Source organism: Pseudomonas bubulae (genome assembly GCF_900618535.1).
Lineage (GTDB): Bacteria > Pseudomonadota > Gammaproteobacteria > Pseudomonadales > Pseudomonadaceae > Aquipseudomonas > Aquipseudomonas bubulae.
Genome location: NZ_UYJA01000002.1, coordinates 348,359 through 371,766, shown reverse-complemented (window position 1 = coordinate 371,766; position 23,408 = coordinate 348,359). Strand labels below are relative to the sequence as shown.

General features: G+C 58.9%; 23 protein-coding genes and 1 riboswitch. Of the genes, 10 read left to right on the top strand and 13 right to left on the bottom strand.

Annotated features, from left to right (window positions below):
• Nucleotides 1–181: 181 nt before the first annotated feature.
• The 3 genes from PPTH39_RS08375 to PPTH39_RS08365 all read right to left on the bottom strand — a co-directional run bounded on the left by PPTH39_RS08375 (nt 182) and on the right by PPTH39_RS08365 (nt 3,588).
• Nucleotides 182–904 (bottom strand): YiaD family glycine zipper/OmpA-like lipoprotein, encoded by a 723-nt coding sequence (locus PPTH39_RS08375; RefSeq protein ID WP_095001554.1) that lies wholly within the window; start codon nt 902–904, stop codon nt 182–184.
• Between the two features lie 155 nt (nt 905–1,059).
• Entirely contained in the window at nt 1,060–2,817 is a 1,758-nt protein-coding gene (locus PPTH39_RS08370; RefSeq protein ID WP_130871864.1) for a DUF1302 domain-containing protein, read from the bottom strand.
• A 141-nt stretch (nt 2,818–2,958) separates the two neighbouring features.
• Nucleotides 2,959–3,588, bottom strand: coding sequence for a LysE family translocator (locus tag PPTH39_RS08365; protein WP_016779501.1), 630 nt, complete (start codon nt 3,586–3,588; stop codon nt 2,959–2,961).
• Between the two features lie 80 nt (nt 3,589–3,668).
• Here PPTH39_RS08365 and PPTH39_RS08360 point away from each other — a divergent pair, with 80 nt between their 5' ends.
• From PPTH39_RS08360 to PPTH39_RS08350, 3 genes are all read left to right on the top strand, one after another.
• Complete coding sequence (locus PPTH39_RS08360; RefSeq protein ID WP_130871863.1) at nt 3,669–4,634, top strand: 2-hydroxyacid dehydrogenase; 966 nt, start codon at nt 3,669–3,671, stop codon at nt 4,632–4,634.
• Nucleotides 4,635–4,664: 30 nt separating this feature from the next.
• Complete coding sequence (locus PPTH39_RS08355) at nt 4,665–5,663, top strand: class I SAM-dependent methyltransferase (protein ID WP_095001557.1); 999 nt, start codon at nt 4,665–4,667, stop codon at nt 5,661–5,663.
• A 49-nt stretch (nt 5,664–5,712) separates the two neighbouring features.
• A riboswitch (yybP-ykoY riboswitch) is annotated at nt 5,713–5,834 on the top strand.
• Nucleotides 5,835–5,924: 90 nt separating this feature from the next.
• A complete protein-coding gene (locus tag PPTH39_RS08350; RefSeq protein ID WP_086799543.1) occupies nt 5,925–6,509 on the top strand; it encodes a TMEM165/GDT1 family protein in 585 nt (194 codons plus the stop codon).
• Between the two features lie 105 nt (nt 6,510–6,614).
• On the opposite strand, the gene PPTH39_RS08345 is transcribed toward PPTH39_RS08350, so the two are convergent.
• The 4 genes from PPTH39_RS08345 to PPTH39_RS08330 are packed head-to-tail and all read right to left on the bottom strand — an operon-like array spanning nt 6,615 to nt 8,601.
• Nucleotides 6,615–7,433: a M48 family metallopeptidase gene (locus PPTH39_RS08345; RefSeq protein WP_095001558.1), complete on the bottom strand. Its 819-nt coding sequence runs from the start codon at nt 7,431–7,433 to the stop codon at nt 6,615–6,617.
• A 34-nt stretch (nt 7,434–7,467) separates the two neighbouring features.
• Nucleotides 7,468–8,094: an SOS response-associated peptidase gene (locus PPTH39_RS08340; RefSeq protein ID WP_130871862.1), complete on the bottom strand. Its 627-nt coding sequence runs from the start codon at nt 8,092–8,094 to the stop codon at nt 7,468–7,470.
• A 51-nt stretch (nt 8,095–8,145) separates the two neighbouring features.
• On the bottom strand, nt 8,146–8,406 hold the full coding sequence (locus tag PPTH39_RS08335) for a putative signal transducing protein (protein ID WP_095001560.1): 261 nt from the start codon (nt 8,404–8,406) through the stop codon (nt 8,146–8,148).
• A 12-nt stretch (nt 8,407–8,418) separates the two neighbouring features.
• A complete protein-coding gene (locus PPTH39_RS08330) occupies nt 8,419–8,601 on the bottom strand; it encodes a CPXCG motif-containing cysteine-rich protein (protein WP_095001561.1) in 183 nt (60 codons plus the stop codon).
• A 105-nt stretch (nt 8,602–8,706) separates the two neighbouring features.
• Between PPTH39_RS08330 and PPTH39_RS08325 the strand changes: the two genes are divergently transcribed.
• Complete coding sequence (locus tag PPTH39_RS08325; protein ID WP_095020337.1) at nt 8,707–9,873, top strand: 1-acyl-sn-glycerol-3-phosphate acyltransferase; 1,167 nt, start codon at nt 8,707–8,709, stop codon at nt 9,871–9,873.
• A 146-nt stretch (nt 9,874–10,019) separates the two neighbouring features.
• Entirely contained in the window at nt 10,020–10,226 is a 207-nt protein-coding gene (locus PPTH39_RS08320) for a hypothetical protein (protein WP_016779492.1), read from the top strand.
• Between the two features lie 59 nt (nt 10,227–10,285).
• Here PPTH39_RS08320 and PPTH39_RS08315 read toward each other — a convergent pair whose 3' ends face one another.
• Nucleotides 10,286–10,870 (bottom strand): YajG family lipoprotein, encoded by a 585-nt coding sequence (locus PPTH39_RS08315; RefSeq protein WP_095001563.1) that lies wholly within the window; start codon nt 10,868–10,870, stop codon nt 10,286–10,288.
• A gap of 156 nt (nt 10,871–11,026) precedes the next feature.
• Between PPTH39_RS08315 and PPTH39_RS08310 the strand changes: the two genes are divergently transcribed.
• Together PPTH39_RS08310 and mqo are read left to right on the top strand one after the other, a co-directional pair.
• Nucleotides 11,027–11,260 carry a hypothetical protein gene (locus tag PPTH39_RS08310; RefSeq protein WP_095018287.1) on the top strand — a complete coding sequence of 78 codons (234 nt, stop codon included), beginning with the start codon at nt 11,027–11,029 and terminating at the stop codon, nt 11,258–11,260.
• A gap of 692 nt (nt 11,261–11,952) precedes the next feature.
• The gene (gene mqo, locus PPTH39_RS08305; protein ID WP_095001565.1) at nt 11,953–13,461 is read left to right on the top strand and encodes a malate dehydrogenase (quinone); all 1,509 of its coding nucleotides are present in this window, start codon (nt 11,953–11,955) and stop codon (nt 13,459–13,461) included.
• A gap of 262 nt (nt 13,462–13,723) precedes the next feature.
• Here the strand turns inward: mqo and PPTH39_RS08300 are convergent, their stop codons facing one another.
• From PPTH39_RS08300 to PPTH39_RS08280, 5 genes are all read right to left on the bottom strand, one after another.
• A complete protein-coding gene (locus PPTH39_RS08300) occupies nt 13,724–14,011 on the bottom strand; it encodes a PA4642 family protein (RefSeq protein ID WP_095018285.1) in 288 nt (95 codons plus the stop codon).
• A gap of 51 nt (nt 14,012–14,062) precedes the next feature.
• Nucleotides 14,063–14,557, bottom strand: coding sequence for a hypothetical protein (locus PPTH39_RS08295; protein WP_095001567.1), 495 nt, complete (start codon nt 14,555–14,557; stop codon nt 14,063–14,065).
• A gap of 55 nt (nt 14,558–14,612) precedes the next feature.
• Nucleotides 14,613–16,328 carry an ABC transporter ATP-binding protein/permease gene (locus PPTH39_RS08290; protein ID WP_130871861.1) on the bottom strand — a complete coding sequence of 572 codons (1,716 nt, stop codon included), beginning with the start codon at nt 16,326–16,328 and terminating at the stop codon, nt 14,613–14,615.
• 140 nt (nt 16,329–16,468) lie between these two features.
• A complete protein-coding gene (locus tag PPTH39_RS08285) occupies nt 16,469–17,029 on the bottom strand; it encodes a response regulator transcription factor (protein WP_016779485.1) in 561 nt (186 codons plus the stop codon).
• Nucleotides 17,022–18,284 carry an ATP-binding protein gene (locus tag PPTH39_RS08280; protein WP_095001569.1) on the bottom strand — a complete coding sequence of 421 codons (1,263 nt, stop codon included), beginning with the start codon at nt 18,282–18,284 and terminating at the stop codon, nt 17,022–17,024. Before PPTH39_RS08280 ends, PPTH39_RS08285 begins: the two co-directional genes overlap by 8 nt.
• Before the next feature lie 382 nt (nt 18,285–18,666).
• Here PPTH39_RS08280 and PPTH39_RS08275 point away from each other — a divergent pair, with 382 nt between their 5' ends.
• The 3 genes from PPTH39_RS08275 to PPTH39_RS08265 all read left to right on the top strand — a co-directional run bounded on the left by PPTH39_RS08275 (nt 18,667) and on the right by PPTH39_RS08265 (nt 23,319).
• Nucleotides 18,667–19,383, top strand: a complete 717-nt coding sequence (locus PPTH39_RS08275) for an SIMPL domain-containing protein (RefSeq protein WP_130871860.1) — start codon at nt 18,667–18,669, stop codon at nt 19,381–19,383.
• Nucleotides 19,384–19,797: 414 nt separating this feature from the next.
• Nucleotides 19,798–21,423: an ABC transporter substrate-binding protein gene (locus tag PPTH39_RS08270; RefSeq protein WP_095018283.1), complete on the top strand. Its 1,626-nt coding sequence runs from the start codon at nt 19,798–19,800 to the stop codon at nt 21,421–21,423.
• 297 nt (nt 21,424–21,720) lie between these two features.
• Complete coding sequence (locus PPTH39_RS08265) at nt 21,721–23,319, top strand: ABC transporter substrate-binding protein (protein ID WP_095001573.1); 1,599 nt, start codon at nt 21,721–21,723, stop codon at nt 23,317–23,319.
• The last annotated feature ends 89 nt before the right edge of the window (nt 23,320–23,408 follow it).

Sequence of the window (23,408 nt, the reverse complement as noted above, 5' to 3'; positions counted from 1 at the left end):
AGCCCCGCGATCTGCAAGGATCGCGGGGCTTTTTGTTGTGTGTCTTGCGCCCCCCCCGTAGCCGCTGCCGCAGGCTGCGTTCGACGACGAAGTCGTCGCAATATCAGCCAAACCCCGCACTCAGGGTTTACGACTGCTGCGCAGCCGAACGCAGCCTTCGGCAGCTGCTACGAGGTAATGATCAAGGGTACTGCTGCACCTGACCCGGCTGCTGGTATTGCATGCCCGGGATTGGCGCCAGTGTCACTTGTACGCGACGGTTCTGTGCGCGGCCATCTGCGGTGGCGTTGCTGGCAATCGGATCAGCCGGACCCATACCTTTGACTGACAGGTACTGGCCGCTCACACCTTGAGACGTCAGGTAGGTCGCTACGCTTTGCGCACGCTGCTGGGAAAGCTGCATGTTGTAGTTGTAGTTACCGGTGCTGTCGGTGTAACCCACGATCTGGATCAGGTTCTGGTTGTTGAACTGCTTGAGCGAATTCGCCAGGTTGTTCAGCGGCTGATAGAAGCTGGGCGCAATGTTGGCCGAGTTGGTCGCGAAGGTAATGTTGCCTGGCATCACCAGGGTGATGTTGTCGCCCTGACGCTGAACTTCAACGCCCGTGTTGGCCATGCTCGCACGCAGGGCTGCTTCCTGCTTGTCGGCGTAATAGCCATAACCGGCTGCACCCAGGCCTGCCACGGCAGCACCGATCAGCGCGCCCTTGCCACGGTTGTTATGGTCGATGGCAGCACCCGCCACAGCACCCGCCAGAGCCCCCAGGCCACCGTAGGTGGCAGTCTTGCTCAAGCCCGTCCCGGAAGACCCCTGGCCCTGGTTGTCATACGGGTTAGGCGTAGCGCAGCCAGCCAGCAAGGCCACCGCACTTGCAGCAACAATCAAACGACGCGAAATGAACATGGTGAAGCTCCTGATCAATCTTTCTAGGGGCAAAGGCCATTGGCATTAGACCTTTATAAATCTTGGAACACGACCAACGGTAAAAATTCCTTGGGTCGTAAACATTCGCACCCCACAAACAATAGTCGCCCGAACGCCTCCCAACAAATTCCGGCCTAGAACTTCACACCCATCGTCAGCGCCACAAAGTCGCGGTCGCTGAGGGTGTTGTAGCGCCCACCAAAAAAATTGGTGTACGACAGGCTGCCGGTGTAGGTGCTTTGATAGTCACCCTCCAGCCCCAGGGAGATGGCTTTGCGGCCCTCTTCGAAGCTGGCATCGGGCCCCGGCGAATAGCCGCTGACATCATGGGACCAGCCCAGATTGGGCTTGAGGTTCACCCCGGGAACAACGCTTCTGTATTCCCACACTGCGCGACCACGGTAGCCCCAGGAGGTGGCCGTGGTGAAGCCGTCATTACCTTCAGAGCCAAACACCGGATCACGCCCGTAACGCAGCCCTGAAGGGCTATCCAGGCCACCAACCCGGGTCACCCCCACTTCACCGGTCACGGTCAGGTGATCGGCACCCATCGCGTTGTCGAACACATGGCTGAGGGACGTCTGGAACCGGGTGACTTCCTTGCGCCGATAGCCCTGCACATCTGCGCCGGGAGTGACGCTCAGTGGCGATGCATCGGCAAGCCCGGGCAGCAACGTGACATTGGCGTACAGCAAGTCGTTGCTGTTGAGTTGCACCGGCGCATTGGGACGGTAACTCAACTCGCCCTTCCAGGCCGTGCCTGTGGATAACGTGGTGGAGAAGCTCAGGCCGTAAAGGCGGATGTCTTCAGGGTATTCAACGTAATAGCCCGAATTGCCGGCAACAACCATCGGCGCCAGCCCTCCGGCGCCTGCTGCCGCGTTATAGGCCGACTGCGGCGCCGCGCTGGCGCTGAGGATCGGGTCGCGACTGTGGTAGTTCATGAAGTAGGCACCGAACTCGGTGCCCAGCGGCTCGAACACATAGTGCATCGCCACCCCGAACTGCCCGCTGTTGCGCGCATAACGATTGGCGCCACGGCGTACCAGCACGCCCTCCTCGTTCACCTCAACCCCGGCACCGGTCAGCGCGGCGAGGTCGGCCACATCGAGTGCCGAACGCTTGCTCATGACCCGGTAATTGCCGCTGCAGCCGTCAGCCATCACGTCTGACCGGGAGAAAAACGTCCCGCAGTTGTCCGCTTCGGACGGCTCCCAATCCAGCTGATAAAAGGCTTCAGCCGACAGGTTGTCGGTCAGGTTTTGCGAGAGATAGAACAGGTTGACCGGCACCAGGCCATCTTTGAACTCAGTGCCAGGCCGACGATAGGCGGCAGGGTCGGTGGGGTTGATCGCATTGATGCCGCCACCGATAAACGCACTTTCGCCCCAACTGACCACCTGTTTACCCAAGCGGACTGCGCCGGGCTGATCGGCAATGGCGTAGTTGTGGTAAACGAACGCATCGAGCAGTTGCGCGCCGGCCGATTGCGCACTGGCTCGGCGGCCTGAGTCACTGATGGGCTTGAAGGGGCGGCTGTCGTCCTGCAACTCGAAGTCATACCAATACTTGCCACGCACATACAGGCCGCTGTCGCCGTACTTGAGTTCCAGTGCGTGCATGCCGGTAAAGATTTTCGAAAAAGTTTCGCCGCGTTTAAAGTTAAGGCGGCCATCGTCAGAAATGGCCGATTGCCCCGTGCCGCCATTGTTGGCGCCTATCAGTTTGCTGTCGGCCCTGGCGGTGGACCAACTGGCGCCGATGGACAGCTCGGTATCGATCTGCCCCTCAACCGGGCCGAGATTGAAGCTCACGCCCCAAGCGGACGTCGACGCAAGGCTGACTGCCAGCGCCAGCCTGGCGCGACGCCAGGACCGGTGGACTGAGGACATCGATACTTCTCCGTGGGCACACTGCAATAAGCCCGCAAGGATGAAGCAAATCCAGATTTTGACAAGAACCCGACCATCTCCCCGTAGCTGCTGCCGGACGCAGCCTTCGTTCCTCGGCAGCTGCTACGGAACCGAGGTGTGTCAATGCATCTCGGTAAACGCCAGTTTCACGCCCAATGCCACCAGTACCGCGCCCATGGTGCGGTCAAACCAGTGACCCATGCGGGCAAAGCCTGTACGCACGCGCTGATGGCTGAACAGCATCGCGACCATGCAGAACCACACACCGGTTGCCACTGCCAGGTACACGCCATAACCGGCCTGGATCGACAGTGGGGTGTGCGGGTTGATCACCACGGTAAACAGCGACAGGAAAAACAGCGTCGCCTTGGGGTTCAGGCCGTTGGTCACAAAGCCCGACGTGAAAGCCCCGCGTGCCGTGCGCTCGCCCACCGGCAAGCTGGCCGCCAACGCCGCAGGATCAGCCGGTTTGGCCCGCAGTGCCTTGATGCCGATATACAGCAGATAAGCCGCTGCCAGCCATTTCAGGGCGTTGAACAGCACAATCGATTGCGACACGATGATGCCGATACCCAGCAATGAATAGCCGACATGGACAAAAATCGCCGTGCCCACACCAAACGCGGTAAACATCCCGGCACGGCGGCCGTGAGTGACGCTCTCGCGTACTACCACGGCAAAATCAGGCCCGGGGCTGGCCACCGCCAACAGGTGAATCAAGGCTACGGTCAAAAATTCTGTCCAGTACATGCACGGCTCCATTACAAATTGTTTCTTCTGTTAGGCTCGCCACATTACGCCTTCATTTCACAGCACAAAAGGTACAGTTGATGACTAACACTCAGCGCGCCGTATTCCTTGATTACACCTCACTGGACCTGGGCGATCTCGACCTCGACCCGCTGCGTCGCAGCTTCGGCGACTTGCAGCTGTGCGCAGACACCACGCCAGCCAATGTGATCGAGCGTCTGCAAGGCGCCAGTGTGGCCATCAGCAACAAAGCGCTGCTCAACGCCCAGACCCTGGCTGCCTGCCCGGAGCTGAAGTTGATTCTGGTAGCGGCCACCGGCACCAACAACGTTGACCTTGAGGCCGCCCGCGCCCAAGGGATCATCGTTGCCAACTGCCAGGGCTACGGCACGCCATCGGTGGCGCAGCACACCCTCGGCCTGCTGCTGGCACTGGCTACGCGCCTGGTCGATTACAACAAGGCCGTGGCCGACGGCCAGTGGCAGCAAGCCAAACAGTTCTGCCTGCTGGACTTCCCGATTGTCGAGCTGCAGGGCAAGACCCTGGGCCTGTTCGGTCACGGCGAGCTGGGCAGTGCGGTCGCGAAACTGGCCGAAGCCTTCGGCATGCGCGTGCTGATCGGCCAGATCCCGGGGCGCCCGGCCCGTGCCGGGCGCCTGACGCTGGACGAACTGCTGCCCCAGGTCGACGCGCTGACCTTTCACTGCCCGCTCACCGAGCATATGCGTAATTTTATCGGCGCCCGCGAACTGGCACTGCTCAAACCCGGGGCCTTTGTAGTCAATACCGCACGTGGCGGCATGATCGACGAACAGGCACTCGCCGACGCCCTGCGTAGCGGCCATCTGGGTGGCGCGGCCACCGACGTGCTCAGCGTCGAACCACCACGCGACGGCAACCCATTGCTGGGGGCCGACATTCCGCGCCTGATCATCACCCCGCACAGTGCCTGGGGCAGTCGTGAAGCACGCCAGCGCATCGTCGGCCAACTGGCGCAAAATGCCGAAGCGTTCTTCAACGGTACAGCGCTGCGGGTCGTCAGTTGATAGACTGCGCCCCTTTTTGAGGAGCAGATTATGGATCCGCGCAGTGAAGTACTGCTTCGTCAGCCTGAATACTTTCAAGGCTCGGTGCTATTGGTCGGCTTGCCCGCTGACGAACTGCTGGGCGAACTGCCCGATGCCCATGGCTGGTGCTGGCATGCCGGCGACCAGGCCGCGCTCGACGCCCGCTTTGCCGGGCGTGTGCAGTTCGGTGTCGATATCCCTGAGCGGGCGTTCGACACCGCCGTGGTGTTCCTGCCCAAGTCCAAGGAACTGAGCGACTACGTGCTCAAAGCCGTGGCCGCCCGCCTGCCGGGTGCCGACGTGTTTCTGGTCGGTGAAAAAAAGGGTGGCATTGAAGGCGCGTCCAAGCAACTGATCCCGTTCGGCAAGCCGCGCAAACTCGATAGCGCGCGGCATTGCCAGCTGTGGCAAGTGACGGTGGATAACGCCCCGCCCGTGCCGGTACTGCACGACCTGGCGCAACATTACGAACTGCCGCTGCCCGAAGGCCCGCTCAAGGTCGTGAGCCTGCCGGGCGTGTTCAGCCACGGTCGCCTGGATCGCGGCAGCGCCCTGCTGCTTGAGCATCTGGACAAGTTGCCCAGCGGCCACGTGCTGGACTTCGGCTGCGGTGCGGGTGTGCTCGGGGCTGCGGTCAAGCGCCGCTACCCGCACAACAACGTCACCCTGCTCGACGTGGATGCCTTCGCCACCGCCAGCAGCCGTTTGACCCTGGCGGCCAACGGTCTGGAAGGGGAAGTGATTACCGGCAACGGCATCGACGCCGCGCCCATGGGTTTGAACACGATTCTGAGCAACCCGCCGTTCCACGTGGGGGTGCATACCGATTACCACGCCACCGAAAACTTGCTGCAAAAAGCAGTGAAACATCTGAAATCAGGTGGCGAACTACGGATTGTCGCCAACAGCTTCCTGCGATATCAACCGCTGATCGAAGAGCATTTCGGTGCCTGCACGGTCAAGGCCGAGGGCCAGGGTTTCCGGATTTACAGCGCCAAGCGCCGTTGAGCCTGCGGAAAAATAAGAGCTTGCCGGATCGGATTTGCCTAGGCAGAATCCGCTCCGTCCTAGGGGAGTAGTCTCCCACGAGCGTCAAGCTCGTCCGGCATACGTCAACATACTTGGTCAACAGACCATGGCGTATGCGACCCAGGTGTCCGCACAGACGGACCGGGGTTTGACAAGACCTATGACACGAACACCTTACCCGGGGCGGGGAGGCTGTACGTGTCATAGCCGTGTCGACCCGCCCCTGGAAACCACCTGATGATGCTCGATTCCCTGCTTGTCCCTACTGCAATCGTTGCCTTGGCCGAAATCGGCGACAAGACGCAACTGCTCGCCCTTATTCTGGCCGCACGCTTTCGCAAACCCTGGCCGATAATCGCCGGTATCGTGGTCGCGACCCTGGCCAACCATGCCGCCGCCGGTGCTGTAGGCGCCTGGTTCAGCACGTTCTTCAGTGACGCCATGCTGCACTGGATCCTCGCCGCGAGCTTTACCGCCACCGCGCTGTGGACCCTGGTGCCGGACAAGATGGACGACGACGAAGCCAGCACCGCACGCAAGTACGGGCCGTTCGTGACCACATTGATCACCTTCTTCATTGCCGAAATCGGTGACAAGACCCAGGTGGCGACGGTGATGCTCGCCGCACAATACCCGGATCTGTGGCTGGTGATTATCGGTACAACCCTGGGCATGCTGATTGCCAACGTGCCGGTGGTTTTGGCGGGCAACTTTGCCGCTGACAAACTGCCGTTGACCCTGATCCGCAGACTGGCTGCCACCGCGTTCGTAGTACTGGCTGTAGTGGCCGTGTACAAGGCGATGCAGATCAGCGGCTGGGTGTAACCCACACTTTGTGTGGGAGCGGGCTTGCTCGCGATACAGGCACTGCGGTCTTTCAGTTGAACCGCGTAGACGCCATCGCGAGCAAGCCCGCTCCCACAACAAGCGTCACGATTTCGGCGCTTGCTGATACAGCGGCATCACCTTCGGAATGGCCGCCTCCAGCGCAGCAATCCGGCTGCTTGAAGCCGGGTGGGTGCTCATGAATTCAGGTGGCGCATTCTGTGATTGCTGAGCCATTTTCTGCCACAGGGTGATCGCCGCATTCGGGTTGTAGCCCGCACGGGCTGCCAGCTCCAGACCGATCAGGTCCGCTTCGTTTTCATTGCTGCGGCTGTTGGGCAAGGTCAGGCTGTAGTTCACCACCGTGTCGGCCAGGCCCAGGCTGTCCTGGCCCAGGCCCAACAAGGCGCCAGCACCCTGCTTGGCGATTTCGATGCCATAGGCCTTGGACATGGATTCACGCCCGTGCTCACGCAAGGCGTGGGCGATTTCATGGCCCATGATCGCGGCAATTTCATCGTCACTCAGTTTGAGTTGCTCGATGATCCCGCTATAAAAGATGATCTTGCCGCCAGGGCCGCAGTTGGCGTTGAGCTCGTCACTCTTGATCAGGTTGACTTCCCAGTTCCATTGCGCGGCATCCGGGCGAAAGGCCGGCGCCTGGGCAATCAGTCGGTTGGCGATCGCCTGCAGGCGCCTGGCGTTGGCGCTGGTCTTGTCCAGGACGCCCTTGGTGCCCGCCTCGCTGACGGTCTGTTGATACGACTGGGCGTACATCTGGTCAACCTGCTGGCTCGACAGCATGCTGAACATGTACTGCTTGCGCTCTACGCCCACGGCGCCGCCATTGGTGGTATTCACCGCCTGGCATCCACCCAGCAACAACCCGGCGCCCACGGCGCACACTACCGCTAACTTACCCATCAAAAGTCTCCATAAAGATGGCGCGTATCGTATCTCAACCCGGTGTCAGGCACTCGGGCGCGTTGAGTTTTGGATCGTTGACCAGATTGGCCAGCGGTCTTTCTCGCAGCGGCATCTGCGCACTGGCCAGCAGCGCCTGCAAGGCCTGCAGCGGAGTCTGAGGGTCAAGCCAGGCCTGCTGGCCGGCCTCATCCAGAATCAGCGGGCGACGCTGGCTGGCCGCTGCCAGTGTAATCACGGCGGTGCTCAGCCACACATGCCCCTCAACGGGGTATGCCTCCCAGATACCGGCAAAAAACAGCGAGGAGCCTTCACCCGGCGTCAGCCAGTAGGGGCGTTTACGGGTCGTGCCGCGCCATTCATAAAAGCCGTTGGCCGGGATCAGGCAGCGGCGCTCACGCAAGGCATCGCGGAACATGGGCTGCTCGGCCACGGTTTCAGCACGGGCATGGGCCGGAGTCCGTGACAGGTCGGTCAGCCACGCCGGGGTCAGGCCCCAGCGCGCTCGCGCCAGCTCTCGCTGGCCAGGCTCAGCACCGGCGCGCAGAATCAATACCGAATCATTCGGCGAAATATTCCACTGGGCCTGCTGATCCGCCGGGAAACCGGGCAAGGCTGCAAATGCAGGGTTCCAGCGAAACAGGGCAAAACGTCCACACATGGGGCAGCACAACTCTTCTTTTGTATAGCAATGAATAAACCGTCGCTGGCATCAGCAATCCAGCACATCGGGGAAACTCTCAGGCTCATCACCAGCCACCGGTGACGCGGCATTGTACGCATCGATCAACTCCCGTGCGTATTGCGCCCGATCATTGGCCACCGCCAGGCCGAGCAAGCCGAACACCGGCAGCTCCCCCGTGGCGCCGACCAGATCACGGCCCTGTAGCCGGGCCTCGACCCCTTCACTGGCCAGCATGCCCAGCAACAGTTCGGCTTCCATCAGGTTTTCCGGCTCGTAGATGCGTTGCATGGTCTTCACTCACTACTCATTCTCGGTATGCACATCGAGCATCCATTCATGGCCATCGGTCTGAAGGTGAAAAAGGATCGGCCGACAGCACACCGGGCAGTCTTCGATGTAGCTCTGATCACCCCCCGACAGGTCGAGCACCGCTTCAGCCGGCTCGCCGCAATAGGGGCATTCATAGTGTTCAGTTTCAAGCATCGCGGTCTCCAGAGTGACTTGTGCGTATAATCGCCGGTCTATTAGCAGGGCTATTATTTTTGCCCTGCCCTGCGTACCAACCCTAGTCGTTTCCAACAAGAGAGCATGATGGGCCAATTCGATAGCATCCGACCTTACGACGACGCCGAAGTACCAGCAGTGCTGGCCCGGCTGCTCAGCGACAAGGCGTTTCTGGATATCCTGACCCACTTTCGCTTTCCGCGCCTGGCTGGCGCTTTCGGTTGGCTGTTAAAACCACTTATAGCTCATCGCCTGCGCAAAGAGTTCGCCAGCGTCAATTCGGTCGCGGCCCTGCAGGACAAGGTCGAGGTGTACGTCGATCGCACCATCGAACATGCCACCGACGGCGTAACCTATACCGGCGTCGAGCAACTGAAATCCGGCAGCGCCTACCTGTTTCTGGCCAACCACCGCGATATCGTGATGGACCCGGCGTTCGTCAATTACGCCGTGTACCACGCCGGCCTGCCAACGCCGCGCATCGCCATTGGCGACAACCTGCTGCAAAAGCCGTTTGTCAGCGATCTGATGCGCCTGAACAAGAGCTTTATCGTGCACCGCTCGATCACCGGGCGCCGGGAAAAGCTCGCGGCTTATCAACTGCTGTCGGCATACATCAACCACTCGATCCGCAACGACTGCCAGTCAATCTGGATCGCCCAGGCTGAAGGCCGGGCCAAGGACGGTGATGACCGTACCGATTCGGCGATCCTCAAGATGTTTCATATGAGCCGTAAAAACGAGCCGTTTGCCGAGGTCATTCAGTCATTGAACCTGACCCCGGTTTCCATCAGCTACGAATACGACCCCTGTGACCAGGCCAAGGCCCGCGAGCTGTTTATCCGCGCCACTACCGGCACCTACAGCAAGGCTCCTGGCGAGGACGACACCAGCATCGCCAACGGCATTACCGGCTACAAGGGTCGCGTGCACGTGAACTTCGGGGCGCCGGTGACCGAGTTGTTCGAAGACAGCAAATTGCTGGCCGCCGAAATGGATCGTCATATCCTCGGTGGCTACCGCCTGTTCCCCGCGCACTACCTGGCGTATGCGCAGTGGAGCGACCACGACCCCGAGTTACAAGTGCCGACGGCCGCAGAGGTATTCGGTGCCGAAGAACTGGCCAAGGCCCAGGAAGAATGGCAACGCCGCCTGGACGCCTGCCCGGCCGAGCACCGTCCGTATCTGGTGCTGCAATACGCGATGCCGGTGCGTAACCAGTATCGGATCAAGGCTGGCCTGGCGCTGTAACCCAATAAACCCGTGGGAGCGAGCCTGCTCGCGAAGGTTGTTCGCGAGCAGGCTCGCTCCCACAGAAGGGCTTAAATTCTGCTGTCACCGTATCGTCATATTGAGAGGCCACTCTGTGGCCCCTCGACACCGACACGGAGCTTGTCATGCTGCACGCAGAAAACCAGGACCGCCTTTACCTTATCGCGCCCAGCGACGAACAACAGGCATTGATCGAGGGCTTGGCCTTTAACGTGCAAGACCGCCACTGGCTCGTTTACTGCGCCCTGAGCGGCCACGCCCATGCCGACCTGCCCGAGACGGACCTGCTCACCGGCGTCAGCCGCCTGGAGCTGTATGCCGAAGCGGCCTGAATGTTTCGAACACAAAAAAGCCCGAGCTCACTGAGTTCGGGCTTTTTTATTTTGCCGGCTTACTCGCTGAGCAAACGACCGATGGACGGGTCCTTGAACACACGGGTCAGGGCATCACTCAACACATCGCTCACCAGCTTGGTGTTGGTCTCCTGGTTCGGCGCCATGCCGAAGCGCTGATCCAGGGACGCGCCATAACGGCCGCTGTAGGTACGACCACCGTTCTTCACATCGGAACGGAAGGTCGCGCCAATGGTGGCTTCAGTCACGTACATGGTGTCCTTGGGCGACTGATACTTGAGTTCGGCCAGGGTCACGGTCAGCGTTGGCGCGTTCATCGCATTGGCTGTCGGGGTGAAACCCAGCAAGCGCACGGCTGCTTCAGCCTGGGCTTGCAGCTTGGGAACCAGGTCGGCACTGCTGACGCTGATCGCGCTGGTCTCGGGGTACATGCCACCACGGGTCCCCAGGGTTGGGGAAGGACGACCGTCCACCACACGCACAACCACCGGCTGGCCACGACCCACTGGCGCAAGCTGGGTGGTCAGCTTAGGTTGCGGGCTGAGTTGTTGCGGGCTGTGGGCGCAGCCGACCAGGGTCAAACTGGTCACAGTAATCAAACCGAACAACAGGCGTTGCAACATGCTTATCTCTCCAGGACTGGGTATAACAGGCCGTCAGTATAGGGTGCCGGACGCCTGCGAACTAGCGGCTTGCCGTCACCCGCCTGTCATCGCCAATTCATCCGTATGTCACCTGCACAGGGCATAGTCTCGACGACTGACTCAACAGGTGCCGCCATGAACATGCTCTTGACCCTGCTCGGCTTCAACCGCCCCGAGCGCTGCTTCGCCCGCCTGGATTCGGCAGGTCGCTGCCAGGCCTTCAAGCAGTGCAAACAACCGCCGGTCGGCGACAGCTGGGTCGAAATCGAAGAAATCCGCCTTAACTGGTTGCACCAGGTGCTACCTGCCAACGCCCGTATTGCCTCGCCCGCAAGGCATTCGTCAGGGCACCCGCTGCCGGGCCTCTGAACGGCGCACCAATAAAAGTCATTTAACAGGATCAATTGCCCACGTTTCTTCGCTACAATCTCCCCCCGATTATAAGGACGTCTCCTGATCGGGCCCCGCAACATCGCTAATGCGCTTGTATTGGCACCCCAAAACCGCCCACAGAGAGCCGCCCACACAGATCATGTGAAGCTGGCGCGCTTGAATTTCATTGCGTAACCCCACTTTCTGCATGGTCTGCCAGAGCTGCCACAACGTTCGGCCACTGGTTCGGTGCCCAGCGTGCGGTAGCCCTTTTTTGAGGTTCACGTCTTCAAGAGAGCGTGAAAAAAACGGGTTTCACAACTTCACAAGAGTGTGGCGAGCAAATGAAAAGTTTTGCGTCTGAACATGCACCATTAGCGTCTGATATTGCCTCACCAAGCAGGATCGAAGTCGGCTCCACAGCACGAGACTGAAAGCCTGTCCGCTTACGGATTTGGTTGCACAAACGGACGCTCTAGACATTAAGTCGAATTGCCTCCCGAGTACTGAAATGCGTTCATATGAACCTTGAAGGCCCGGTTGGTGGCGTCCGCTAAAGTTGCAAGAAATTGCGAAGAATCGGACATGGCGATCCTGGCCATGAGTGGCCCGGGGCTAATCAGAACCACGCCCCGGACACCTGGCAGCTATGCCGTCAATTTGGTGCCGTAGATTTTGGAGACGCGTTAATGGCGCATAACGAAGCAGTCGACGTAGTACTGGTTGGGGCGGGCATCATGAGTGCCACCCTCGCCGTACTGCTCAAAGAGCTCGACCCCGGCATTAAGCTGGAAGTTGTTGAGCAAATGGACTCAGGTGCTGCGGAGAGTTCCAACCCGTGGAACAACGCAGGCACCGGTCACGCCGGCCTTTGTGAGCTGAACTACACGCCGCAGGCGGCTGATGGTTCGATCGACATCAAAAAGGCTGTGCATATCAATGCCCAGTTCGAAGTGTCGAAACAGTTTTGGGCCTACCTGGCGCAAAAAGGCACCTTCGGTTCCTGCAAGTCCTTCATCAGCCCGGTTCCTCACCTGAGCTACGTTGAAGGCGAAAAAGGCGTGTCGTTCCTGAAAAAACGCTTTGACGTGCTGAGCAAGCACCATGCGTTTGCCGACATGGAATACACCGAAGACAAGGCCAAAATGACCGAGTGGATGCCCCTGATGATGCCGGGCCGCCCTGCGGATCAGCTCATCTCGGCCACCCGTGTGGAACATGGCACCGATGTCAACTTCGGCGCCCTGACCCAGCAACTGCTCAAGCATCTGGCCAGTGCACCGGACACCCAGATCAAGTACAGCAAAAAAGTCACCGGCCTCAAGCGTAACGGTAACGGCTGGACAGTAAGCATCAAGGACACCAACAGCGGCAATACTCGCCACGTTGATGCCAAGTTCGTATTCCTGGGCGCCGGTGGCGCGGCCTTGCCGCTGCTGCAAGCCTCGGGCATCGAAGAAAGCAAAGGCTATGGCGGCTTCCCGGTCAGCGGCCAATGGCTGCGTTGCGATAACCCGGAAGTGGTCAAGCTGCATCAGGCCAAGGTTTACAGCCAGGCTGCCGTCGGCTCGCCGCCGATGTCGGTGCCGCACCTGGACACCCGTGTGGTCGATGGCAAAAAGTCGCTGCTGTTCGGACCTTATGCCGGTTTCACCACCAAGTTCCTCAAGCATGGTTCGTTCCTTGACCTGCCGATGTCGATCCGTCTGGGCAATATCGGGCCGATGCTGGCCGTGGCTCGCGACAACATGGACCTGACCAAGTACCTGGTCAGCGAAGTGCGCCAGTCGATGGAACAACGCCTGGAGTCCCTGCGTCGTTTCTATCCACAGGCCAAGGCTGAAGACTGGCGTCTTGAGATTGCCGGGCAACGGGTACAGATCATCAAGAAAGACCCGAAAAAAGGCGGTGTGCTGCAGTTCGGTACCGAACTGGTTGCGGCCAAAGACGGTTCGCTGGCCGCTCTGCTGGGGGCTTCGCCGGGCGCCTCGGTAACCGTTTCGATCATGCTGGACCTGATCGAGCGCTGCTTTGCGCAGAAAGCCACGGGCGAGTGGGCGACCAAGCTCAAGGAAATCTTCCCTGCACGGGAAAAGGTCCTCGAAACCGACGCCGACCTGTACCGCGAAATCAGCACCCGCAACTCCGAGCTGCTGGAACTGGTTACGCCTAAAACAGCCAGCACCAGTATCGCTTAATGCAACATTGACGTTTCATACGTCATAAAAAGCCCCTCGCCCTGTTTCAGGGCGAGGGGCTTTTTTGTTGCCCTGATTCGGGGCACTGCAAAGGCGTAAGCCCAATGCAAGGTAACTCGTGAATCAGAACATGAAACAAGATCCGTAGCAGCTGCAGGAACACTGCAACTGTGGGAGCGAGCCTGCTCGCGAAGGTCGTTCGCGAGCAGGCTCGCTCCCACAATAGGGCTTGACCTGCAACAGAGTATCTACAGGGTGTGGATCAACCGCGAGCCTGGTTGATCAGCTCGATGTACTCGTCAGCATTGCGCTGGTCCTTGATGATGTCCACGAACGTCTGACCCTGTTCGTCTTTGCCATCCAGGTCGTAGCCAGCTTCCTTGAAGAAAGCCAGGAAGCGCCCGAAGTCATCGATGCGCAGGCCACGATAAGCCTTGATCAGTTTGTGCAGCGACGGTGAAGTAGCGTCCACAGGCTCAAAGTCCAGGAACAACTTGATCTGCTCGTCGCCGATCTCGTCACCAATCAACTGCTTTTTGTCTTTACGCATGTCCGGCTCCAGCCTGTTGATACTTCACGGGGCCCGCAGTTTACCCAAGGCTTATCGTGCGCGCACGCTGCCGGTGTGCAAGTCGGCCCAAATATGGCCATTGGCATAGGTCAAGAACTGGACATAAAGCGTGTCATTGCGCAGCAAATCAATCACGACCCGGTACTGGCTCTGTGGATAAGACAAGCTCAGGGTTCGCGTCTTGCTGTCGAACACGGGCTTTTTCAGGCTTTTGCTTTCGCCATCAAATGAAATCAGCACCTGACGCACGGTAGCGCCCTGGCTCATCGGCTTGCCCTTCAAGCGCACCAGCAGTGGCGAAGTCACCGGGATAGGCTGCTGATTGGACTGGCGCTGGCTACCCACCACCACCGAGTACGAAGTCACCAGCATCAACTGCTGTTGCTCGGGTACTTCGCTGCGCACTTGCAGATCATCGGCAGGCAGAAACTGCCCGTGCAACAGCGGTGTGGCCACAGGAGCCGCCGCCAGAGGCAGGCTGGCCAGCAGCAGGCTCAGGGCAACACTGCGAAATAGAAGACTCATGTCAGGTTCCAGAAAACGGGAAGCAGCACTCTAGCATGTCGCGCGCCCGCCTCTTCTACTGTGCAACCAACTGCCCCGCCACGATCCGCACATGCTGCGGATGAAAGCGCGCCAGGCTGCTGCGATGGCCCACGCTGACAATGCTCAAGCCCGGCAGTTGATCGATCAGGGCCTGGTACACCATGGCCTCGTCTTCCTCGTCCATTGCCGAGGTTGATTCATCCATATACAGCCACTGCGGGCGATACAGCAGCGCGCGGGCAAAAGCCAGGCGCTGCTGCTCACCACCGGACAGCAACCGTTGCCAGTGATTGATCTCATCAAGCTTGGGAATCAGGTGCTCAAGCCGGCAAGTACGCAGCACCTCTTCATAACGCTCAAGGGTGTAGGTGTCCCCGGTCTGTGGATAACTCAGGGCATCGCGCAAGGTGCCTATGGGCAAGTAGGGTTTTTGCGGCAGAAACAGCGCACGCTCGCGGGGCATGCAGATCGCCCCGCCCCCTCTAGGCCAAAGCCCGCCCATCGCCCGCAGCAAGGTACTCTTACCACTGCCGGAGCGACCGCTGAGCATCAGCCTCTCACCCTCCTGCACCTGCAGGCTGGCGTCACGCAGCAGCGGGCGACCATCGGCCAGATCCAGGCTCAAGTCATGGATCTGCAAGTTTTCGCCCAGATGCTGCACATCAATCGCCGGGCTGCGCTGCTCGTTGTCGGTCATGGCCTGACGAAAACTCAGCAACCGGTCGCAGGTGGCACGCCATGCCGCCAGAGTCACGTAGGCATCGATAAACCAGCTGAAGTTCTCTTGCACATTGCTGAAGGCCGAGTTGATTTGCATCAGCTCACCCAGCTCGATCTTGCCGGAAAAGTAACGCGGGGCCGCGACGATAAACGGAAAGATAATGGCGATCTGCGAGTAACCGGCGGTGAAAAACGTCAGGCGTTTTTGTACCTTCATTTGCGTCCAGAAGTTTTTCCAGACCTTGTTGAAACGCGTGCTCAGTTGCTCATGCTCATTGGTTTCGCCGTTGTACAAGGCAATGCTCTCGGCATTCTCGCGCACCCGCACCATCGAGAAACGCAAGTCAGCTTCGAAGCGCTGTTGCTGGTTGCTCAAGCCAATCAGCCGCCGACCGATCAGATGCGCCAGCCAACTGCCCACGGCGGCATACAACAGCGCGCACCAGAACATATAGCCGGGGATGGTGACGCCAAAGACTTCGATGCTGCCCGAAACGCCCCACAGGATGATCGAAAACGACACCAGGCTGACCACGTTACGGATCAGCCCCAGGCCCAGGGTCAAGGTGCTGTCGGTGAACGAATTGATATCTTCACTGATGCGCTGGTCAGGGTTGTCGGTATAGCCGCCCTGCTCCAGCTGGTAATAGTTCTTGTGGGCCAGCCAGCGTGCGAAGTGCTGCTCGGTAAGCCAGCGGCGCCAGCGAATGGTCAGCATCTGGGTCAAATAGAGCCGATACACCGCGCCGACAATACCCGCCGCGGCAATGATGCCGAAGTAGCCGATCAGGCTCCAGAACGCCTTGGCGTCCTTGTTTTCCAGGGCATTGTAGAAGTCCTTGTACCAGTGGTTGATCCACACCGAAATGCCCACGCTGACCAGCGACAAGGCAACCACGGCGATCAACAGCAACCACGCCCTGGCGCGTTCTTCACTGCGCCAGTAGGGGGTTATAAGGCGCCACACCCGAGGGATGAAATCCCCACGCACAGCATCATTCACGACAGAAGGCTCGGCGTTCTGATTCATCGTTCAGGCTCATTCGGAGTAAAGAGCAACCTGCAAGCCGGTCAGGACAACCGGCCCACGACGCTGGGACACGTCTTGTTACAGGTTAGAAGCTGTAGCCGTCAGCATGCAAGGCGCAATGCAAATGCTACAGCTCCCGTTCAGCGTCGCACCGGACGCTTCTGCAATTTGCGCTGCAAGGTACGCCGATGCATGCCCAGGGCGCGGGCAGTGGCCGAAATATTGCCTTCATGCTCACCCAGCACGCGCTGGATGTGTTCCCACTGCAGGCGGTCAACCGACATCGGGTTGTCCGGCACCAGGGTTTCCAGGTCGGCATGCTGGGACAGCAAGGCAGCGAGCACGTCATCGGCATCGGCTGGTTTGCACAGGTAGTTGCAGGCTCCGCGCTTGATCGCCTCAACGGCGGTGGCGATGCTCGAATAACCGGTGAGGATCACCACCCGCATCTCCGGGTCGAGTTCCAGCAGCTTGGGCAGCAGGACCAGGCCGGAATCGCCGTCCATTTTCAGATCCAGCGCGGCAAAATCGGGCAGATCCTGTTGTGCCAGGATCAGCCCCTCTTCGGCGGAACCTGCCGTGCTCACGCGAAAACCGCGTCGGCTCATGGCGCGAGCCATCACACGGGTAAAAGTGGCGTCGTCATCTACCAACAACAAATGCGGCAGTTCTTCGCCTTCGACCTGAATTTCTTCACTCATTTTCATTTCCTCGGGCGACACGTGGCAGGCGCAGCTCAGTGAGCGTACCGCCATCCTCATGACTGTAGAGTTTTACCGAGCCGCCAGCGCGGGTCACGCTGGCCTTGCTCAAGAATAGGCCCAGACCGAAGCCTTTGCCCTTGGTAGTAAAAAAGGGTTTGCCAATTTGTTCGGCGATGGCCAACGGTACACCCGGACCGTGGTCACGAATACTGATTGTCAGATCAACCGCATCCCAGTCGACTGTCACTTCCAGCCCTTCCGGGCAGGCATCGGCGGCATTGTTGAGCAGGTTGAGCAGCGCCTGGGTCAAGTCAGGTGGCGGCGCCAGGCGCGGAACCGGCGCGTGGCCCAGGCACTGGAAGCGATAAGTGGCTTCAGGCCGCATCAAGTGCCAGCGGTTCAGGGCCTCATCCAGCCATTGCGTAACGTCCTGAACCTCGATCGCCAGCCGACGGTTGGCCTCGGCTGCGCGCACCAGTTGCTGCAGGGTTTCCTTACACAGTTTGACCTGATCCTGAAGCACGCTCAGATCGTCCTGCAAATCCGGGTCAAGGTGATCGCGACGCATCTCCTTGAGCAGCACGCTCATGGTCGACAACGGCGTCCCCAGTTCATGGGCTGCACCGGCCGCCTGCGTGGCCACGGCCAGCAATTGCTGGTCGCGCAGGCCTTCTTCACGGCGCAGGGCGCGCAGTTCTTCCTGACGGCGCAGCTCTTCGCCCATCTTGGCTGCAAAAAATGTAATCACGGCCGCAGACAGCGCAAAACTCAACCACATGCCATAAATCTGCAGCTTTTCGCGAAAGAACGGCACGGTATCTATAGGGTAGAACTGCATCAACAGCAGCGTATACAGCGCCAGCGCAATCCCGGTCAGCACCAGCGAATAGCGCCAGGGCAGCGTGACGGCGGCGATGGTCAGCGGCACCAGATAATACGAAACAAACGGGTTGGCCGAGCCACCCGAAAAGTACAGCAGGGCACTGTGGATAAACAGGTCACAGGCCAGTTGCAGCGCATATTCCAGCTCAGTCACCGGCCAGGTGGTGCGCAACCGGATTGCGGTAAACGCGCACAACAGCATGGAAAACCCAAGGGTGATGCTGAGCTGAAACCAGGGTAATGGCAGCAGGTTGAACAGATAGGCAAAGCCCACTGAACCCGCTTGCGCGGCCAGCACCAACATGCGGATAAACGTAAGACGCCAGAGGTTCTGGCGTGTTGCGGACAATAACTGAACGGGGGCGAGCATGAGCTCTCCTGATGAGCGCTCCAGGCGGATCACCGGGAGTATAACCAAGCAGGCGGCCCCGCAGGCAAAAGTGCGGCAAACAGCCACAGTGTTTTTTATGAAAATGCGGCTAAAAGCCTGCGTAAAAAACGCCCTCGTAGCAGCTGCCGAAGGAACGAGGCTGCGTTCGGCTGCGAAGCAGTCGCGAAATCAGACATTGCGATCTATCAGTTAAACCTGGTTCTCAGCATTGACGACCGCTTCGCGCTCGAACGCAGCCTCGTTCCTTCGGCAGCTGCTACGCAATCTGTGGAGACCATATGTATCGAAAATGTAATTGGGCGAACTGATGGCCACTGATTAGAGTCATATGGCCATTGCTGTTCTCAATCAAGGAGCCTCCATGTCCAACTTCCAACGCACCGCTGCCCTTTTGACCCTGAGCATCGGCGCACTTGCCAGCCTGCCGGCCCTGGCAGACGACATTCATTACAACCAGATTTCCCTGCGTGCCGAAGCCAGCCAGGAAGTGCCTCGCGACTTGATGATCGTGACGCTCTATACCGAAGCGCAAAATACCGACGCCGCCAAGCTGGCCGCAGAAATCACTACGTCGATGAACAAAGCCATCGGCCAGGCCAAATCCGTCAAGGAAGTCACCCTGCGCCAAGGCAATCGCAACAGCTACCCGATTTACGACAACAAAACCCAGAAGATCACCGGCTGGCGTGAACGCGCAGAACTGCGCCTTGAAAGCACCGATTTTGCAGCTCTGTCCAAGCTCACCGGCGATCTGATGCAAACCCTGAAAATGGGCAGCATGCAGTTCACCGTCGCCAATGCCACGCGCAAAACCAGCGAAGACTCGCTGCTCAAGGACGCTGTCAATGCGTTCAAGGCCCGCGCCCAGTTGGCCACCGACGCCCTGGGCGGCAAGGGTTACAAGATCGTCAACCTGAACCTCAACACCAACGGCTACCCGCAACCTTACCTGCGCAGCGCAATGATGATGAAGGCCGCAGCCCCGGCGATGGACTCGGCGCCTACCCCGGAAGTCGAAGCCGGCACCAGTGAAGTCAGCATGAGTGCCGATGGCGTGATTGAAGTGCAGATGCAGTAAGCCTGATACGCCCTGCCAACCCCTGAGGCCAGACCGTTTCAGGGGTTTTTTTATGCCCCCGGGAAAACGCCTGCAATCGTTCTAGAATTTCAAGGTGATTACCTGCAGCAGCGCTGCCCTTCACAACAATGTTTCCCGCACAGGGGTATTGATTAGTAACAACACTGTCCTAAAACAGTGCAAGAAGGTCGCAAAAGCCCCCCGCAGATGTAAGCAAATGAGTCGAAATGCCATGCGCAAACGATCAAATGCGTCATAAGTTATATAAAAGCGACATTCCTGTACGATCGTCCCACCTTTTCAAGCTTCAACTGCTTCCACATATTGCATTGGGTATGGGCTGTGCATAAGTATCGCCGGGTCGACTCATAAGGTCGCCCTCAAACCAAAAATGACAAAAATCATGAGGCCACCATGTTCAAACACGCGGTCATTCCGTTTTTAGTAGGCGCCAGCCTGTTGGCAAGTGCACCTTTCGCCCACGCTGCTTCCAACCTGGTGTTTTGCTCTGAAGGCAGCCCGGCAGGTTTTGACCCTGGCCAGTACACCACCGGTACTGACTTTGATGCGTCGGCCGAGACCATCTTTAACCGCCTGAGCCAGTTCGAACGTGGCGGCACCAAGGTTGAGCCCGGCCTGGCGACCAGTTGGGATGTCTCGCCAGATAACCTGACATGGACCTTCCACCTGCGTGATGGCGTCAAGTTCCACACCACCCCTTACTTCAAGCCAACCCGCGATTTCAACGCCGACGACGTGCTCTTCACGTTCAACCGCATGCTCGACAAAGACATGCCGTTCCGTAAGGCTTACCCCACCGAATTCCCTTATTTCACCGACATGGGCATGGATAAAAACATCGCCAAGGTGGAAAAAATCGACGACAAGACCGTCAAGTTCACCCTGAACTCGGTCGATGCCGCGTTTATCCAGAACATGGCGATGCACTTTGCATCCATCCAGTCCGCCGAGTACGCCGACAAACTGCTCAAGGAAGGCAAGCCTGCCGACATCAACCAGAAACCGATCGGCACCGGCCCGTTTGTGTTCAAGAGCTACCAGAAAGACTCGAACATCCGCTACACCGGCAACAAGGACTACTGGAAGCCAGAAGACGTCAAGATCGACAACCTGATCTTCGCCATCACCACCGATCCCTCGGTACGCGTCCAGAAGCTCAAGAAGAACGAGTGCCAGGTCACCCTCTTCCCGCGTCCGGCCGACCTCAAGGCCCTGAGTGAAGACCCGAATCTGAAGATGCCCCATCAAGCGGGCTTCAACCTCGGTTACATCGCCTACAACGTGATGGACAAGATCAAGGGCAGCAACGAGCCAAACCCGATGTCCCAGCTCAAGGTCCGCCAGGCCCTGGACATGTCGGTGAACAAACAGCAGATCATCGACTCGGTGTACCAGGGTGCAGGCCAACTGGCGGTGGGTGCCATGCCACCGACCCAATGGTCCTATGACACCAGCATCAAGGACGCACCTTTCGATCCGGAAAAAGCCAAACAACTGCTCAAGGAAGCAGGCGTCAAGGAAGGCACCGAGATCGTACTGTGGGCCATGCCGGTGCAACGCCCGTATAACCCCAATGCCAAGCTGATGGCTGAAATGCTCCAGTCGGACTGGAGCAAGATCGGCATCAAGGCCAAGATCACCAGCTACGAATGGGGCGAGTACATCAAGCGCTCCAAAGGCGGCGAGAACGGCGCGATGCTGATTGGCTGGAGCGGCGACAACGGTGACCCGGACAACTGGCTCGGCACCCTGTTTGGCTGCGACTCGCTGGAAGGCAACAACTTCTCCAAATGGTGCGACCCGGAGTTCGACAAACTGGTCAAAGCCGCCAAGGCCACCACTGATATTGCAGAGCGCACAAAACTGTACCAACAGGCGCAGCAACGACTCAAAAGCCAGATTCCGATGACACCTATCGCACACTCGACGGTGTATCAACCGATGCGCAAAAACGTAGAAGATTTCAAGATCAGCCCGTTTGGCCTGAACTCCTTCTACGGGGTCAGCGTCGGCAAATAACAAGGACCGGTGAATGCGGCTACAAGGCTGCATTCACTTATCTACCAGGACGGTGGAAATCACCTACAGCCTAAAGCCATATCTGACTACATCAGAGGCTATAGGAAGCCAAGACGATTCCTACAAGATTGTCAGATCCCATGTATTTACTGCTGAGCGCCGGCTGCTTAACTTCGGCCAAGGGCAGTCTATTGCAGCGGGTGAGGCGCAGTAGTTGATGGCATCGACGCCCTGAACCGTACGCCTTCGATCAAGGCGCGCTCAGGACTCAAAAATAAAAAAAGGATAGGGAACGCCATGCGCAACCCTCTGGTTTTATCAGTATTGATCGGCGCCGGCGTACTTGCCGGCAGCCCACTCGCAAACGCAGCCAACAGCCTGGTGTTTTGTTCCGAAGGCAGCCCGGCCGGTTTTGACACCGCGCAGTACACCACCGCCACCGACAACGACGCGGCCGAGCCCATTTACAACCGTCTCGCTGAATTTGAAAAAGGTGGCACCGCAGCCGTTCCGGCCCTGGCAACGAGCTGGGATGTTTCCGAAGACGGCCTGACGTGGACGTTCCACCTGCGTGACGGGGTCAAGTTCCATACCACCAAGTGGTTCACCCCGACCCGCAACTTCGATGCCGATGACGTGCTCTTTACGTTCAACCGCATGCTCAACCCGGACCATCCCTTCCGCAAGGCCTACCCCACCGAGTTCCCGTACTTCAACGGCATGAGCCTGGACAAGAACATCGCCAGCGTCGAAAAAACCGGTCCCATGACCGTGGTCATGAAACTCAACTCGGTAGACGCCGCCTTTATTCAAAACCTGGCCATGAGCTTTGCCGCCATCCTGTCGGCCGAATACGCCGACCAGTTGCTCAAGAGCGGCAAGCCCAGCGATATCAACCAGAAGCCTGTCGGCACCGGCCCGTATGTGTTCCAGCGTTATCAGAAAGACTCGAACATCCGCTACGCCGCCAACAAGGACTATTGGGCCCCCAGCCAGGTCAAGCTCGACAACCTGATTTTCTCGATCAGCGTCGATGCCTCGGCGCGCATGCAAAAGCTGCGTAAAAACGAATGCCAGGTCTCGCTCAACCCGCGCCCGGCCGACGTTGCCGGCCTCAAGGCCGATCCGAAGCTGCAGGTGATTGAAAAGCCCGGCTTCAACCTCGGTTACATTGCCTACAACGTGCAGCACAAACCGTTCGACCAGTTGCAGGTGCGCCAGGCCCTGGACATGGCGGTCAACAAGGACGAGATCCTCAAGGCGGTGTATCAGGGCGCAGGCCAAAAAGCCGTCAACGCCATGCCGCCAACGCAATGGTCCTACGACGAAACCATTACCGACGCCCCCTACAACCCGGAAAAAGCCAAAGAGCTGCTCAAAGCCGCTGGGGTCAAGGACGGCACCGAAATAACCCTGTGGGCCATGCCCGTACAGCGCCCCTACAACCCGAACGCCAAGCTGATGGCCGAAATGCTGCAGTCGGACTGGGCCAAGATCGGCCTCAAGGTCAAGATCGTCAGCTATGAATGGGGCGAGTACATCAAGCGCACCAAAAACGGTGAGCACGACATCAGCCTGATTGGCTGGACCGGCGACAACGGTGACCCGGACAACTGGCTCGGCACCCTCTACAGCTGCGACGCGATTGGTGGCAACAACTACTCCATGTGGTGCAACAAGGAGTACGACACCCTGGTCAAAAATGCCAAGGTCGTGACCGATCGCGATCAGCGCACAGTGCTCTATAAACAGGCCCAGCAGTTGCTCAAGCAACAGGTGCCGATCACCCCCATTGCGCACTCCACGGTCAACCAGCCGCTGAGCGCCAAAGTCGAAGGGTTCACGGTCAGCCCCTTTGGCCGTAACGCCTTCTCAGGTGTCAGCCTCAAGGACTGATTACTCCAATAGAACAGTGCCACTGTGGGAGCGAGCCTGCTCGCGAAGTCCTCAAGAGCAGCGCGGTATCGCCAACGACCTTCGCGAGC

Bases quoted from the DNA above. Each gene is read 5' to 3' on its own strand.
- PPTH39_RS08270 (WP_095018283.1), top strand. From the start codon at position 19,798: ATGTTCAAACACGCGGTCATTCCGTTTTTAGTAGGCGCCAGCCTGTTG.
- PPTH39_RS08365 (WP_016779501.1), bottom strand. From the start codon at position 3,588: ATGTACTGGACAGAATTTTTGACCGTAGCCTTGATTCACCTGTTGGCG.
- PPTH39_RS08325 (WP_095020337.1), top strand. From the start codon at position 8,707: ATGATGGGCCAATTCGATAGCATCCGACCTTACGACGACGCCGAAGTA.
- PPTH39_RS08310 (WP_095018287.1), top strand. From the start codon at position 11,027: ATGAACATGCTCTTGACCCTGCTCGGCTTCAACCGCCCCGAGCGCTGC.
- PPTH39_RS08335 (WP_095001560.1), bottom strand. From the start codon at position 8,406: ATGCAACGCATCTACGAGCCGGAAAACCTGATGGAAGCCGAACTGTTG.
- PPTH39_RS08360 (WP_130871863.1), top strand. From the start codon at position 3,669: ATGACTAACACTCAGCGCGCCGTATTCCTTGATTACACCTCACTGGAC.
- PPTH39_RS08265 (WP_095001573.1), top strand. From the start codon at position 21,721: ATGCGCAACCCTCTGGTTTTATCAGTATTGATCGGCGCCGGCGTACTT.
- PPTH39_RS08280 (WP_095001569.1), bottom strand. From the start codon at position 18,284: ATGCTCGCCCCCGTTCAGTTATTGTCCGCAACACGCCAGAACCTCTGG.
- mqo (WP_095001565.1), top strand. From the start codon at position 11,953: ATGGCGCATAACGAAGCAGTCGACGTAGTACTGGTTGGGGCGGGCATC.
- PPTH39_RS08275 (WP_130871860.1), top strand. From the start codon at position 18,667: ATGTCCAACTTCCAACGCACCGCTGCCCTTTTGACCCTGAGCATCGGC.
- PPTH39_RS08350 (WP_086799543.1), top strand. From the start codon at position 5,925: ATGCTCGATTCCCTGCTTGTCCCTACTGCAATCGTTGCCTTGGCCGAA.
- PPTH39_RS08340 (WP_130871862.1), bottom strand. From the start codon at position 8,094: ATGTGTGGACGTTTTGCCCTGTTTCGCTGGAACCCTGCATTTGCAGCC.
- PPTH39_RS08285 (WP_016779485.1), bottom strand. From the start codon at position 17,029: ATGAGTGAAGAAATTCAGGTCGAAGGCGAAGAACTGCCGCATTTGTTG.
- PPTH39_RS08315 (WP_095001563.1), bottom strand. From the start codon at position 10,870: ATGTTGCAACGCCTGTTGTTCGGTTTGATTACTGTGACCAGTTTGACC.
- PPTH39_RS08345 (WP_095001558.1), bottom strand. From the start codon at position 7,433: ATGGGTAAGTTAGCGGTAGTGTGCGCCGTGGGCGCCGGGTTGTTGCTG.
- PPTH39_RS08330 (WP_095001561.1), bottom strand. From the start codon at position 8,601: ATGCTTGAAACTGAACACTATGAATGCCCCTATTGCGGCGAGCCGGCT.
- PPTH39_RS08375 (WP_095001554.1), bottom strand. From the start codon at position 904: ATGTTCATTTCGCGTCGTTTGATTGTTGCTGCAAGTGCGGTGGCCTTG.
- PPTH39_RS08300 (WP_095018285.1), bottom strand. From the start codon at position 14,011: ATGCGTAAAGACAAAAAGCAGTTGATTGGTGACGAGATCGGCGACGAG.
- PPTH39_RS08370 (WP_130871864.1), bottom strand. From the start codon at position 2,817: ATGTCCTCAGTCCACCGGTCCTGGCGTCGCGCCAGGCTGGCGCTGGCA.
- PPTH39_RS08295 (WP_095001567.1), bottom strand. From the start codon at position 14,557: ATGAGTCTTCTATTTCGCAGTGTTGCCCTGAGCCTGCTGCTGGCCAGC.
- PPTH39_RS08290 (WP_130871861.1), bottom strand. From the start codon at position 16,328: ATGAATCAGAACGCCGAGCCTTCTGTCGTGAATGATGCTGTGCGTGGG.
- PPTH39_RS08320 (WP_016779492.1), top strand. From the start codon at position 10,020: ATGCTGCACGCAGAAAACCAGGACCGCCTTTACCTTATCGCGCCCAGC.
- PPTH39_RS08355 (WP_095001557.1), top strand. From the start codon at position 4,665: ATGGATCCGCGCAGTGAAGTACTGCTTCGTCAGCCTGAATACTTTCAA.